The organism is Polaromonas sp. P1_E12 (assembly GCF_056405975.1).
Genome location: NZ_JBFUBB010000002.1, coordinates 258,199 through 271,213 on the forward strand (window position 1 = coordinate 258,199; position 13,015 = coordinate 271,213).

Below are 13,015 nucleotides of genomic sequence, written 5' to 3' on the forward strand. Positions count from 1 at the left end.
AGGGTTTCAGGCACTTTTCGCCAATTTTTCCTTGCGGTATGTCCACCAGGGCAAGGTGGCGCGCAGGGACAGCACCTTGCCGCTCTGGGCCGTTTCGCCGCTGTAGCCGGGCAACTCTTCCAGCGTGGCCTGCCAGTCGCGGCTCTGGAGCTCCTTGAGCAGTGCCTGCACCTGCGGCGTGGGCAGTTCGGACTTCAGGCACACCAGGTGGTAGCGCTCCTGCGCCAGCGGGATGAAGCCCAGGCCTTTCTCGCGCGCTGCCGTTTCAATGCCAAGGCCGGCATCGGCGACATTGCTGGCAATCGCCTGGGCCACGGCCGTATGGGATGGCTCCTGGCTCTGGTAGCCCTGGATATCTGAAGTCGCCACACCGGCTTTGCCCAGCAGTTCGTCCAGCAACACGCGTGTGCCGGTGCCTTCCGCCCGGTTCACGTAACGCACGCCCGGCCTTGCCAGGTCGGTGATGCCGGCGATGTGCAGCGGGTTGTTTTTTGCCACGATCAGGCCCTGCTTGCGATGGGCGAAACCGATCAGCTTGTGCAGTCCGGGCTTGAGCAGGTTGCGGTAGGTCAGGGCCGTCACGGACTGACTGCCAGGCTGGTCCAGCGTGTGAAATCCGGCCATCATGCAGCGCCCCGCGTTCAGGGCGGCAATGGCGTCCACGCTGCCCATGAAGCGGATGTCCAGGTGCAGCCCGCGCGGGCTCGCCTGTTCGCGCAACGCAGAAAGCGCTGCGTCGTGGCTGGCATAGAGCGTGAGCACATGGGCGTTGTCGTCAAAGGCGGTGGAAAAAGCCCGTTCGATGTCGCCCCGCAATGCTTCGATCTGGGGCGCCAGCCGAGCCTGTGCCTGCCGCTCGGCCCAGAGCAGTTTCTCTCCGAATTCCGTGAGCCGTGCCCGCTGGCCCTTGTCCCAGACGATCAGTGTTCGTCCCAGGGTCTGCTCCCAGTCTTTGAGTGCACCCCACACGTGGCGGTACGACAGGTCGAGCGCCTTGGCGGCTTTGGAGATGGAGCCTTGTTCACGCACCGCATGGAGCATGTCCATCAGCGGATTGCGTATCAGGGCGTTTTTGCCCCGCTGTGGCGTGAGCAGGTAAGAGAGTTCGACTTTATGCATGGCGAGGCGGTAAGTGCACTGATTATGAGTGCACAGGTCAGCAGCGACGGGCGAAGGGCGGGCCGCGCTGCGAAGCGGGGATCAGCCTATGCAAATCAATTCATAGCGATGATTCCCGATATAAATCAAGGACTTGGGCGCTACGATTGGTACTGCGATCCGGAAGTATCGAAACATGAAAGCGCTTATTCGTAACCCATGGCAGCGTTGCAATCCTTGCGAAGGCGTATAGCCTTCGCTGCGGCTTGCGCCTCGCCCTGGGCACGAATCCATCACTTTCATTGTGTTTCGCTACTTCCGGATTGCAGTACCAGTGCCCCGCAGATCTCCCACATGAACACCTTCTCAGACAGCGCCGCCACGGCATTCACGCTCATCACCTCGCTCGATCCCATGCTGGCCAGCATCGTGGCCCGTTCATTGGCCGTGAGTGCCTGCGCCTGTCTCATTGCCTGCAGCGCTGGCCTGCTGCTCGGTGCGTGGCTGGGTGTGTCGCGTTTTCGCGGCCGCGGTGCGGTTCTGGCTGTGCTCAACACCGCGCTGGCCCTGCCCTCGGTGGTGGTCGGGCTGGTGGTGTACCTGTTGCTCTCCCGAACCGGCCCCCTCGGCTTCCTGGGCTGGCTGTTTTCCTTCAAGGCCATGGTGCTGGCGCAGGCTGTGCTGGTGCTGCCGGTCGTCACCGCGCTGGTTCGCCAGACGATTGAAGATGCCGACCGTTCTCATGGCGAGCAATTCCAGTCGCTGGGTGCGGGCCGCTTCGTGCGAGGCCTCATCCTTCTGTGGGACGAGCGTTATGCGTTGCTGACGGTGCTGATCGCCGCGTTCGGCCGGGCGATCTCGGAGGTCGGCGCGGTGATGGTGGTGGGCGGCAACATCGACGGCTTCACGCGCGTGATGACCACCTCGATCGCGCTGGAAACCAGCAAGGGCGATTTGCCGCTGGCGCTTGCGCTGGGCATCGTGCTGCTGGGTGTGGTGCTGCTGCTCAACATCCTGATAGCCTTGGTGCGGCGCTGGCGCGAGCAGTTCGACGACCGCCTGCCGGATGTGGCCCTGGCCACCGGGGGCGCACAGCCATGACGCAGGTTTTCAACCTGCACGCCATCGGTGTGCAGTTCGGCCAGGTCCATGCGCTCAGCGGCTGCAGCCTGCGTATCAAGGCCGGCGAAAGGCTGGCACTGGTGGGCGCCAACGGCAGCGGAAAGAGCACGCTGCTGCGAACCCTCAACGGCCTGGTACGGCCTTCTGCCGGCAGCTTTCAACACGACGTGCAATTGCGGCAGGCCATGCTGTTCCAGCGGCCTTACATGCTGCGCGCCAGCGTGCTGAACAACGTGGCACTCGGACTGTGGCTGGGTGGTGTGCGCTGGAAAGAGGCCAAAGTCCAGGCATTGGCTGCCCTGGAGCGCGTGGGGCTGGAAGACCTGGCCACACGCAATGCCAAGGCGCTGTCGGGCGGGCAGCAGCAGCGTGTGGCGCTGGCGCGTGCCTGGGCGCTCAAGCCGCAGGTCCTGTTGCTCGACGAGCCCACGGCCAGCCTGGACCCCACGGCCAAGCGCGAGGTCGAGCGCCTGATGGCGGAATTTGCCGATGCCGGCATGACGCTCATTTTCAGTAGCCACAACCTGGGGCAGGTCAAGCGGCTGGCCAGCCGGGTGATTTACCTTGAGCACGGCCGGCTGGTAGCCGACTTGCCGACTGCGGCCTTTTTCACCGGTCCTGTCCCCGCAGCGGCAGAAGCATTTTTAAAAGGAGAACTTGCATGAACAGCTTGAGCATGGTGTCGGGAATTTTCGGGTCGATCAGGGCCTTGGCGCTTGTCCCGCTTGCGCTGGCAGCTACTGTTTCGATAGCACAAACCAGCACTATCGTGATGGCGTCAACCACCTCGACCGAGCAGTCAGGCCTGTTTCCCTACCTGCTGCCCGAGTTCAAAAAAGCCACGGGCATTGACGTGAAAGTAGTCGCTGTCGGCACCGGCCAGGCTATCGATATGGGCCGCCGGGGTGATGCTGACGTGCTCTTTGTGCACGACCAGGTGGCGGAAGAAAAAGTCGTGGCTGAGGGCTTTGCCATCAAGCGTTTTCCCGTGATGTACAACGACTTCGTGCTGATCGGCCCCGCAGCTGATCCAGCCAAAACCAGGGGCAGGGACATTGTCGAAGCGCTGAAAAAACTCAGCGCCGCCAATGCCGGTTTTATCTCTCGCGGTGACAAGAGCGGCACGCACGCCGCCGAACTTCGCTACTGGAAAGCCGCGGGCGTCGAGACGCCGGGCGACAAGCCTGCGTTTGCCAACTACAAGGCTTGCGGCTGCGGCATGGGCCCGGCGCTCAACATCGCGGCCAGCAGCGGCGGCTATGTGTTGGCCGACCGCGGCACCTGGCTGTCCTTCAAAAACCGCGGCGACCTGGTCGTGCTGGTCGAAGGCGATACCAAGCTGTTTAACCAGTACGGCGTGATGGTGGTGAACCCCGCCAAGCATCCACAGACCAAAGTGGTGGAAGCGCAGAAGTTTGTGGACTGGGTGATTTCACCAGCTGGCCAGAACGTGATTGCCGGCTACAAGATCAATGGCGAGCAGCTGTTCTTTCCAAACGCAAAATGAGTTCCCCCCTGTCCAAGCTCACTGCGTGTAGCTTGTTCCCCCCTCAAGGGGGCGGCGCCTGCGGCCCGGCTAAGCCGGTTCCGCGGCCCCTGCTGGCATGGATTGCTGCTGCGCTGGTTGTTTTTTCAGGAGGCCTGACTATGGCGCATGCCCAATCGCCCGCAGCATCTGCTGAAGGCGCCGCGCCGCTGCGCGTGTATGCGGCGGGCAGCCTGCGCGAAGCGCTCACTGAAGCCGCGCGCGCGTATGAAACCCGCACGGGCGTGAAAACCCAGCTGACCTTTGGCGCCTCTGGCTTGCTGCGCGAACGCATCGAGAAGGGCGAGCCGGCGCAGGTGTTTGCGTCGGCCGATACGCAGCATCCCCAGCGCCTCTATTCCGCAGCGGGCAGTGCATGGGTGCAACCCACGCTGTTTGTGCGCAACCAGCTGTGTGCACTGGCCGTGCCGCAGCTCAACGCCGAGCCCGGCAAGTTGCTCGACCTGATGCTGGACTCCGCCGTCAAGCTCGGCACTTCCACGCCCAGGGCGGACCCGTCGGGGGACTATGCCTGGGAAGTGTTCCGCAAGGCGGAAGCACTCAAGCCCGGTGCTTACACGGCACTGGACGCCAAGGCACTCAAGCTCACCGGTTCACCCGAAGCGCCCCAGCCTCCAGCAGGCCGGGGGGTTTATGAGTGGCTGGTTTCGGAAGGGCGTGCTGATCTGTTCCTGACTTATTGCACCAATGCTGTGGCGGTTCGCAAGGACCTGCCGCGGATGAATGTGGTGCAGATGCCGGCGGCTCTACAGGTGAGTGCGGCCTACGGTTTGACTGCGCGAAGCGGGGATGCTGCTGCTGGGCAGTTTGCTGCCTACTTGTTGACGCCGGAAGCGCAGGAGGTGTTTCGGCGGTTTGGTTTTGGGGCGCCCTAGCAAGACACCCACCCCCGTCCAGTCTCACTGCGTGTAGCCTGTTCCCTCCTCGAGGGGGCGGCGCCTGCGGTCTGGCAAAGCCAGTCCCGCGGCTGCCCGCTTGCACTCATTAATCCAGCATGAGCCGCGGAACCGGCTTTGCCGGGTCGCAGGGCGGGCGGCCCCCTCGGGGGGCAGCGACCCACACGAAGTGGGGGAGCGTGGGGGCTACATATAATCACCCCGTGCCCCACCACCCCGTATCCCGCTCGACCCTTCCCGTATGGGAACGCCTTGCCGCCTGGCTGGCTTTCCTGGCCGTGGCGGCGGCGTTGTGGGCACCGGTGTCCATGCTCGCCCAGGACGTGCGCAGCGGCAAGCTGAGCGGCATTTGCAGCGTCAACACCGCTTCGTCTGATGCCGGCATGGACTCCACCGATGGCAATGCAGCCTCCCCAGGCCAGCGCTGCGACCTGTGCGGCTCAGCAGGGCTGGTGCTGCCACCTCTACCGGTAGCAAGCGTTTCCTGTGTCACCGGTACCACGGTTGCGGTGGCGGATATTCCGGCAACCACCGGCACTGCCATCTCCGGGCTGCCTTTCAGCCGCGCACCTCCCGCACTTTGAACTGAACCGCCTCTCGCTGGAGGCCTCAGGCATCCCGCGCACGGGCCTTGCGGCCGGCGCCGTGCCATCGTTCATTTCAGCGTGCACTTTCACGAGCCATTTCTGCGCACCCGTGCGCTCCGTTCGGCATGGCGCTCGCTGCGCTGGCTGGCCCTAATTTCAGCCGCAAATCCTGGTGCCTTTAATTTTCAATCCTGTAAGAATCAATCATGAAATACCCAAATGCTATTAAAACCATAGCTGCTTGCGCTCGTCCCTATTGGGCTGGAGCTATCTTTATTGCTGTATCCCTGCCTGCCACCGCACACGTCACCCTGGAATACCAGGTCGCCAATGCAGGCAGCTACTACAAGGGCACATTCAAGGTCGGGCATGGCTGCGGGAATTCACCCGTCAAACAGATCGTGGTCACCATCCCCGCGGGTGTGCAGGGTGCCAAGCCCATGCCCAAAGCAGGCTGGACGCTGGAGGTTACACGCGAGAAGCTGGCGCAGCCGCTGCTGGACCACGGCAAAACCGTCACCGAAGACGTGTCGCGAATCAGCTGGACGGCTAAAACCCCCGCTGACTATCTGCAGAACGACTGGTACGACGAATTTGTGCTGCAGGCCAAACTGCCTGCACAAGCGGGCATGTTGTATTGGCCGGTAAGCCAGGTTTGCGAGACCGGCAAGGTTGACTGGGCCGAAGTGCCTCAGCCGGGAAAAAAATTGTCCGATCTCAAAAACCCTGCTGCCGCGCTGGAGCTGATGTCGGCGGGTGGTGGTGAGCACAATCACTGAGCGAGCCCTGTAGTCTTGGTTTCAGATTCAATTCACTGCTTCAAGGAGCATTTACACATGACATCCGCAAAATTCTCAAAAGCCGTGTTGGCATTTTCGATGGCACTGGCCAGCATGCTCGCCCTGGCCCAGACGGCCGCAGTCAAGGTCGATGGGGCGTGGGCGCGCGCTACTGTGCAAGGGCAAAAAGGCACGGGGGCTTTTATGAGCCTCACCGCCAAAGATGGGGCCCAGCTGATCGGCGTGTCGTCGCCGGTGGCGGGCGTGGCTGAAGTGCATGAAATGAAAATGGACGGCGACGTCATGAAAATGCGGGCCGTGCCATCGCTTGATTTGCCTGCCGGCAAAAAGGTCGAGCTCAAGCCAGGGGGTTACCACGTCATGCTGATGGACCTCAAGGCACCGTTGGCCAAAGACAGCACAATCCCCGTGACCCTGCTGTTCAAGGACGCCAAAGGTGTGGAAAGCAAGCTCGAGCTGAAGCTGCCGGTTGCCACCGCCGCACCGGGAGCAGCCGGTGCCGCGGCCGAGCACAAGCACTGATTTGTGTTTGCCGGGTTAGCTGCGTTTGCCCGAGCCCAGGCGGCGGTAAACCGTGGCCCGGCTGACGCCGAGCGCTTTTGCGGCCTGCAGCACATTGCCGCGTGAATCGGTCACTGCCTTGCGGATCAAGGCGGTTTCGAGTTCCTTCAGCGTTCGCGACGCGGCGCCTGAAGGCGGCAGGCTGGTTGCAGGGGGCGGCGAGTCTCGGCCGGGCAACTGCGGCCGCGCATGCAGGCGCAGGCCCGTCCAGAGCGGCACCTCCAGGATGCCGCCATTCACCGGCGCCTGGCGCTGCGCCGCGTCAAACAGCATTTCGAAGGGCATGGCAAAGAGATCGTTGCAATGCGGCGCCATGCCTGCGGTGAAGCCCAGCTGCGAAATCATCTGCCGCGCCGCCTGGTTGGCGCCAGTGACGCAACCATCGGTATCCACGCACACCAGCCCATCGGTTTCATCTCCCAGCGTGCGGCCCGGCCAATTCAGCCGGATCAGCAATGCATGGGGCTTGCCCAAAGTGAGCGCGTTCTCTATGCTGCGCGCGGATTGCGCGACGAGGTGTTTGAGCTCGGGCCTCTCGACCACTTCGATGCCCGTCAGGTCCAGCATGCCGGCGCAGCGGCCGTCGGGGCCGAACAAGGGCGCGCCGGCACAGCTGTAGACCGAGGTGGCATCAAAAAAATGCTCACCCCGATGCAGCCACACCGGTTGCAGTTCGGTCAGCGCTGCGCCGATGGCGGTAGTGCCCACTTGTTGTTCCGAAAGGTCCGTGCCGATGCGTGTGATCATGTCGGCGCGGCGGTCGCGCCGGTCGATGGGGCCATTCACATTGATGACCACGCCGGCCTGGTTGGTCAGGATGGCGAAGTAGCGCGTGTCGGCAATGGCCTGGCCCAGCTTTTCCAGCACAGGCGCCGCAGCCTGCACCAGCCGGTGGTTGGCTTCCAGGGTGCGCCGCAGTGCGGTGGCAGAAACCATGTCGAAGGAGGGAGCCTGCTCCGGCCGATGGCCCTGGGCCAGGCAGCGCATCCAGGACCGTTCTATCCAGTTCTCAACCAGCGGCGCGGTGCCTGCTGGCAGTGGATCGCCGTGAAGAACTGCCTGGCGAGCGTGTCCGATGCGCGCCAGCCTGTCTTGCCCGCCCGTCGCCGGGGCGGAGTGAAAAGGGGTCATGGATGCCATGGTGCATTGTGGCCAATTCCTGCGGCACGTGCAGCGTGCGATGCGGATGGCCGTGCTCCTGCAATATAGGACAGGCAAACCGGAGTGATTACTTTTTTTCTGGGTGGAAAGTGGCCGGAATCGACTCTTAGCGTGCGCTAGTAGCTATAAAAAACATAGCGGTTTTGAGGCCGGCCACGGTCATCAGCAGGGATCCCAGCACGTGTACGGTGGCCGTAAGCGCGGCCAGCCCATAGCGCGCTTCCATCAGGAAGATCACCACTTCGGCCGAAAACGAGGAAAACGTGGTGAGGCCGCCCAGGAATCCGGTCACCAGCGCCAGCCGCCACACTGGGTCCAGCTGCGGCATGGACTGGAAACCGGCGATGCAGATACCAATCAGGTAGCCACCAATAAGATTGGCCGCAAGGGTGCCCCAGGGAATGAGGCCGCCCGGCGTCAGCCACAGGCCAAGGCCCCAGCGCGCCAGCGCACCGATTGAAGCTCCAATGGAAATCGCGATGACGTTCAGCATGACGGTAGTGGCGGCGGTGAGTTGGTTGTTTGGCGGGAGAATAGAGCCATGACTTTAACCTCAGCACCCGCTTTCAGCGAGCCTTCGGGCTTCCTGGGGGTGGTAATGCTCGACACGCGCTTTCCGCGGCTACCGGGTGACATCGGCCACCCCGACGCTTTTGGCGTGCCCGTCCGCCAGCGGGTGGTGCCGGGAGCCGGGCCCGGCAAGATTGTGCAGACCGCCGCCGGCCTGCGTGCTGCGGGTGTGCTGCCGGCTTTTGTGCAGGCGGTGCAGGCCCTGGCGAGCGAGGGCGCGCTGGCCATCACCACCAGCTGCGGTTTCCTCGTGCTGCTGCAGGACGAGCTGCAGGCGGCCGTGCCGGTTCCTGTTGTCACGTCCAGCCTGCTTCAATTGCCGACGCTGCTTGCACGCCACGCCAGGGTGGGCGTACTGACCATCAGTTCAGCGGCGTTGGGCGCAGAGCATTTGTGTGCAGCGGGTGTGACTCATGAACGCTTGGCGGATGTGGTGGTGCAGGGGGTCAATCCTGACGGTGAATTCGCCACCGCTATTTTGGGGAATCGCCAAATCATGGTCATGGAGAAGGCGTGCGGTGACGTGGTGGCAGCGGCAATCGCTCTCCGTCAGCGTGAGCCTACCCTCCAGGCGGTAGTGCTTGAATGCACCAACTTGCCGCCGTATCGCCAAGCGATTGAAGAGGCCACCGGCTTTAAGACCTGGGCGCTGACCGACGATGAACGGCTGCTGCGCCCGTGGAGATGAGCGCCGCTGGCCTCACATCTTGCCCGGCAGCCAGGTGGCGATCTGCGGGAAGAACCAGAGCAGCAATACCATGCCGCACATGAGGAAGAAAAACGGCAAGGTCACTCGCGCGATGTAGGTGATTTCCTTTTTGGTCATGCCCTGGAGCACAAACAGGTTGAATCCCACGGGCGGCGTGATCTGCGCCATCTCGACCACGATGACGATGAAGATACCGAACCAGATCAGATCCAGTCCGGCTGCCTGTACCGTGGGCAGGATGACGCCCATGGTCAGCACCACCATCGAAATGCCGTCCAGGAAGCAGCCCAGGACGACGTAGAAGATGCTCAGCACGATGATGAGCATGAAGGGGCTAAGACCGAGGCTGGAGACGAATTCGGCCAGGTGGCGCGGCAGCCCGATGTAACCCATGCTCAGCGTCAGGAACGCGGCGCCGGCCAGGATCAGCGCGATCATGCAGTACAACCGCGTCGCACCCAGCAAGGATTCCTTGAAGGTGTTCCAGCTCATGGATCTCTGCACGACGGCCAGCACGAGCGAGCCGACGACGCCGATGGCTGCGGCTTCGGTCGCGGTGGCCACACCGGTATAGATGGAACCCAACACGGCGCCGATCAGGAGTACGACCGGAATCAGGTGGCGTGACTCGTAGATTTTTTCGCCAAAACTCATCGCGGCATCGGGCGGCGGGATCTTGCCTTTGTTGAGCAAGGCCCAGACGACCAGGTAGCCTGAGAAAAGAGAAGCCAGCAACAGGCCGGGAAAAACACCCGCTATGAACAGGCGGGCAATCGACACGTCGGCGCTGACGCCATAGACGATCATGATGATGGATGGCGGGATCAGAAGGCCCAGCGTGCCGGCGCCCGCGAGGGAGCCTATCGTGATGTCTTCCGGGTAACCGCGTTTGGCCAGCTCCGGCAGAGTCATCTTGCCAATGGTGGCGCAGGTTGCCGCTGAGGAGCCAGAGACCGCGGCAAAAATGGTGCAGCCGATGACGTTGGTGTGCAGCAGTCCACCCGGTAGCCGGCTGACCCAGGGGGCGAGGCCCTTGAACATGCTTTCGCTGAGCTTGGTACGAAACAGGATTTCTCCCATCCATACAAAAAGGGGCAGGGCCGTCAGTGTCCAGCTTGAGGAAGACCCCCAGATGGTCACCGCCATGGCGTCGCCCGCGGCTCGCGAAGAGAAAAGCTGCATGCCTATCCAGGCCACACCCGACAGCGTGAGGCCTATCCAGACACCGGAGCCCAGAATCAGGAAAAGCGAAAGTATCAGCAGCGAGGTGATGGCGAGATCGGACATTGAAGCTCTTTTGTTCTTGCTTATTCGTGATGCAGCGCTTCGTCGCTGCTGGCCTGGGTGCGCCGGCCTCTGATTTCCAGCACCAGTTCATCGATGAATGCGATCATCAGGATGACGGCACCTACGCCCATGGTGATCTGGGGAATCCATAGCGGCGTAGCGTCATTTCCGGTGGAAATGTCGTGGTAGGCATAGGAGTTGACCGACAGCATGACGCTGTACCAGGCGAACAGCATCGAAAGGGCGCTAGCCGCGGCCAGGGCCCAGATTTCCAGCGCGCGCCGGGCGCTGCCACGAAGGCCGTTGAGGATCAGCGTGACGCGGATGTGCTCACCCTTCTTGAGGGTGTGGGCCAGCGCCAGAAAACCGCTGGCAGCCATGCAGTAACCGGCATACATGTCGGTCCCGCGCAGCGACCAGGCGAACTGGCGGTCGAGGACGCCGGCCAGTACCGACACCAGCGTACCGATCATGAACAGGGCGCCCAGCCATGCCGCACCGTCATACAGCGCATCGAGCATGCGGCGCATGGCTATTTCTTCGCTGCGTTGGATTTTTCGAATGCAGACAGCAGGGCTTCACCCTCGGGGCCGGCGCGTTTGATCCAGTCTGCCTTCATGATGCTGCCCACCTGGCGCAGGTCGGCCACCAGCTTGGGCGAGGGCGTCATGATCTTCATGCCTTTTTCGGCCAGGGCTTTTTTGTAGAAGTCGTTCTTCTCCTCGCTGACTTTCCAGCCACGGGTCTCGGCATCCGCGGCGGCCTTCAAAACGGCAGCCTGGGTAGGTGCGTCCAGCGCCTCAAAGGATTTTTTGTTCACGATGACGGCGTTCTTGGGCAGCCAGGCCTGCACGTCATACCAGTACTTGATGCTTTCGTAGGTCTTGGTGTCGTAGCCGGTGGAGCCCGAACTCATGTAGCTGTTGACGACGCCGGTTGCCATCGCCTGGCTCAGCTCCGCGGCCTGAACGGTCACGGGTTGCGCGCCGACCAGCTCGGCAATCTTGCTGGTGGCCGGGCTGTAAGCGCGCCACTTGAGGCCTTTCATGTCGGCGACGGCGGTGATTTCCTTGTTGACGTAGATGCCCTGGGGAGGCCAGGCCACGGTGTAGAGCAGCTTCATGCCTTGCGCGCCCAGCAGTTTTTCAAGCGCCGGCTTTTGCGCTTCGGCCAGCTTGTGTGCCGAGGCGTAGCTGGAGGCCACAAAGGGCAGGCCGTCTGCACCAAATATTGCGTTCTCGTTCTCGAAGTTGACTAACAGGATCTCACCGATCTGGGCCTGTCCGCCTTGCACCGCACGCTTGATTTCGTTGGCCTTGAAGAGTGAGGCGTTGGCGTGCACCGTGATCTTGAGTTTGCCGCCGCTGGCCTTGTCGACGTCTGTCGCGAACTGCGTCAGCGTTTCCGTGTGGAAGTTGCTGGCCGGGTAGGCCGCGGGCAAATCCCACTTGGTCTGGGCGAAGGCGTTGGCGCCGAAGGCGAGAGCGGCGGCCACCAGGGTGACTTTGAATTTCATGAAAAGCTCCAGGACAAGGAATTAGTAAGTAGTAATAGGATAGACGCAAATCCCGCGCCAGTTCACCGGGCATACCCCGAAAAGCCGGCGCCTACCTGTTTTGCGACCTTGAGGCCCCGCCATGAACCTGCGTTTTGTTGAAGCTTTCTATTGGGTTGCCTCGCTCAAAAGTATCTCGCGCGCCGCGGAGAAGCTCTACCTGACGCAGTCTGCCATGTCCAGCCGGATCGCCACACTGGAAGAAGAGCTGGGCATCCTGCTGCTGGACCGGCGCGACAAGCAGTTCAAGCTCACCGTCGCGGGCGCGCGTTTCCTGGTCTATGCGCAAAAGCTGCTGGAGCTGCAGCGCGAGGTCAAACACGAGATGGGTTCGGGTGCGGCCATGGCGGTATCGATGCGCATAGGCGCCATCGAATCGGTGTTGCACTCCTGGCTGATTCCCTGGCTCGAAAAGCTCCGCGTAGACCACCCCGGGCTGGAGCTGGAGCTGACGGTGGAAACCACGCCCATCCTGATGGACCAGGTGCAGCGCGGCACGCTGGACCTGGTCTTCGCCGCGTTGCCCGCTTCGGCGGACGGTGTGCGCAACCAGGCTTTGCCGCCCATGGATATGGCTTTTGTGGGAAATCCGGCGCTGCATAAAAAAAGAAATTACCGGCTGGATGAACTCGCGGAAATGGAATTGCTGACGTTCCAGAAAGGCTCGCAGCCGCACGTCACGCTGGTCGACCTGTTCAAGCAGAACCGCATGGAGCCCAAAAAGGTGCATGCCATTTCATCCATTTCCGCGATGGTCCAGCTGGTGCAGGGCGGCTTTGGCGTGGCCCTTCTGCCGCGCATCGCAGTGCAGCGCCTGACGGGGTTCGCCAGCCTGAAATTGCTCACCTGCGACACCCGTGTGAAGTCGTTGCCGATCCACGCGAGCTACCGCACCGACCCGACTTCATCGGTGGTCGAGACGGTGGTCAGGTCGGCCGTGCAGTTTGCCGCGGAGAGCACGGGAGCCGGCACCAAAACGGGTCGCAAGCCGGCGGCCAGGGTTGCAAAAACAGGCAAAAAAGGTGCGTCAGGGTAAATACCAATCATCGAAAAAATCGATGACGTAAGCAAAAAATTACTTGTTTGATTTCGTCATTTGCTAATCGCACACTTCGTCACATGT

The 13,015-nt window shown here is 62.2% G+C and carries 15 protein-coding genes; 9 read left to right on the plus strand and 6 right to left on the minus strand.

Annotation, left to right across the window (positions count from 1 at the left end; translation table 11 throughout):
* Nucleotides 1-6 precede the first annotated feature (6 nt).
* Nucleotides 7-1,119, minus strand: coding sequence for a substrate-binding domain-containing protein (locus AC1D13_RS07010; RefSeq protein WP_477689252.1), 1,113 nt, complete (start codon nucleotides 1,117-1,119; stop codon nucleotides 7-9).
* Nucleotides 1,120-1,452: 333 nt separating this feature from the next.
* Here AC1D13_RS07010 and AC1D13_RS07015 point away from each other — a divergent pair, with 333 nt between their 5' ends.
* The 7 genes from AC1D13_RS07015 (at nucleotide 1,453) to AC1D13_RS07045 (ending at nucleotide 6,571) form a co-directional block, all read left to right on the plus strand.
* On the plus strand, nucleotides 1,453-2,199 hold the full coding sequence (locus tag AC1D13_RS07015) for an ABC transporter permease (protein ID WP_457280025.1): 747 nt from the start codon (nucleotides 1,453-1,455) through the stop codon (nucleotides 2,197-2,199).
* On the plus strand, nucleotides 2,196-2,885 hold the full coding sequence (locus AC1D13_RS07020; RefSeq protein ID WP_457306875.1) for an ABC transporter ATP-binding protein: 690 nt from the start codon (nucleotides 2,196-2,198) through the stop codon (nucleotides 2,883-2,885). Before AC1D13_RS07015 ends, AC1D13_RS07020 begins: the two co-directional genes overlap by 4 nt.
* On the plus strand, nucleotides 2,882-3,727 hold the full coding sequence (locus tag AC1D13_RS07025) for an ABC transporter substrate-binding protein (protein ID WP_457280027.1): 846 nt from the start codon (nucleotides 2,882-2,884) through the stop codon (nucleotides 3,725-3,727). The genes AC1D13_RS07020 and AC1D13_RS07025 overlap by 4 nt, the downstream gene beginning before the upstream one ends.
* A gap of 140 nt (nucleotides 3,728-3,867) precedes the next feature.
* A complete protein-coding gene (locus AC1D13_RS07030) occupies nucleotides 3,868-4,641 on the plus strand; it encodes a molybdate ABC transporter substrate-binding protein (protein ID WP_477689253.1) in 774 nt (257 codons plus the stop codon).
* 224 nt (nucleotides 4,642-4,865) lie between these two features.
* Nucleotides 4,866-5,246: a DUF2946 family protein gene (locus AC1D13_RS07035; RefSeq protein WP_457280029.1), complete on the plus strand. Its 381-nt coding sequence runs from the start codon at nucleotides 4,866-4,868 to the stop codon at nucleotides 5,244-5,246.
* Between the two features lie 209 nt (nucleotides 5,247-5,455).
* Nucleotides 5,456-6,028 carry a YcnI family copper-binding membrane protein gene (locus AC1D13_RS07040; protein ID WP_457280030.1) on the plus strand — a complete coding sequence of 191 codons (573 nt, stop codon included), beginning with the start codon at nucleotides 5,456-5,458 and terminating at the stop codon, nucleotides 6,026-6,028.
* A gap of 57 nt (nucleotides 6,029-6,085) precedes the next feature.
* Nucleotides 6,086-6,571, plus strand: coding sequence for a copper chaperone PCu(A)C (locus AC1D13_RS07045; protein ID WP_477689254.1), 486 nt, complete (start codon nucleotides 6,086-6,088; stop codon nucleotides 6,569-6,571).
* 15 nt (nucleotides 6,572-6,586) lie between these two features.
* On the opposite strand, the gene AC1D13_RS07050 is transcribed toward AC1D13_RS07045, so the two are convergent.
* Nucleotides 6,587-7,750, minus strand: a complete 1,164-nt coding sequence (locus AC1D13_RS07050; RefSeq protein WP_477689255.1) for a helix-turn-helix domain-containing protein — start codon at nucleotides 7,748-7,750, stop codon at nucleotides 6,587-6,589.
* 127 nt (nucleotides 7,751-7,877) lie between these two features.
* Nucleotides 7,878-8,264, minus strand: coding sequence for a fluoride efflux transporter CrcB (gene crcB / locus AC1D13_RS07055; protein WP_477689256.1), 387 nt, complete (start codon nucleotides 8,262-8,264; stop codon nucleotides 7,878-7,880).
* A 48-nt stretch (nucleotides 8,265-8,312) separates the two neighbouring features.
* Between crcB and AC1D13_RS07060 the strand changes: the two genes are divergently transcribed.
* A complete protein-coding gene (locus AC1D13_RS07060) occupies nucleotides 8,313-9,029 on the plus strand; it encodes an aspartate/glutamate racemase family protein (RefSeq protein WP_477689257.1) in 717 nt (238 codons plus the stop codon).
* A 12-nt stretch (nucleotides 9,030-9,041) separates the two neighbouring features.
* On the opposite strand, the gene AC1D13_RS07065 is transcribed toward AC1D13_RS07060, so the two are convergent.
* From AC1D13_RS07065 to AC1D13_RS07075, 3 genes are read right to left on the minus strand one after another with little or no spacing between them, the layout of a single operon-like run.
* The gene (locus AC1D13_RS07065; protein WP_457280035.1) at nucleotides 9,042-10,337 is read right to left on the minus strand and encodes a TRAP transporter large permease; all 1,296 of its coding nucleotides are present in this window, start codon (nucleotides 10,335-10,337) and stop codon (nucleotides 9,042-9,044) included.
* A gap of 20 nt (nucleotides 10,338-10,357) precedes the next feature.
* Entirely contained in the window at nucleotides 10,358-10,867 is a 510-nt protein-coding gene (locus AC1D13_RS07070) for a TRAP transporter small permease (RefSeq protein WP_477689258.1), read from the minus strand.
* A gap of 2 nt (nucleotides 10,868-10,869) precedes the next feature.
* The gene (locus tag AC1D13_RS07075) at nucleotides 10,870-11,853 is read right to left on the minus strand and encodes a TRAP transporter substrate-binding protein (RefSeq protein WP_477689259.1); all 984 of its coding nucleotides are present in this window, start codon (nucleotides 11,851-11,853) and stop codon (nucleotides 10,870-10,872) included.
* 121 nt (nucleotides 11,854-11,974) lie between these two features.
* Between AC1D13_RS07075 and AC1D13_RS07080 the strand changes: the two genes are divergently transcribed.
* Nucleotides 11,975-12,928 carry a LysR family transcriptional regulator gene (locus tag AC1D13_RS07080; protein WP_457280038.1) on the plus strand — a complete coding sequence of 318 codons (954 nt, stop codon included), beginning with the start codon at nucleotides 11,975-11,977 and terminating at the stop codon, nucleotides 12,926-12,928.
* Nucleotides 12,929-13,015 lie beyond the last annotated feature (87 nt).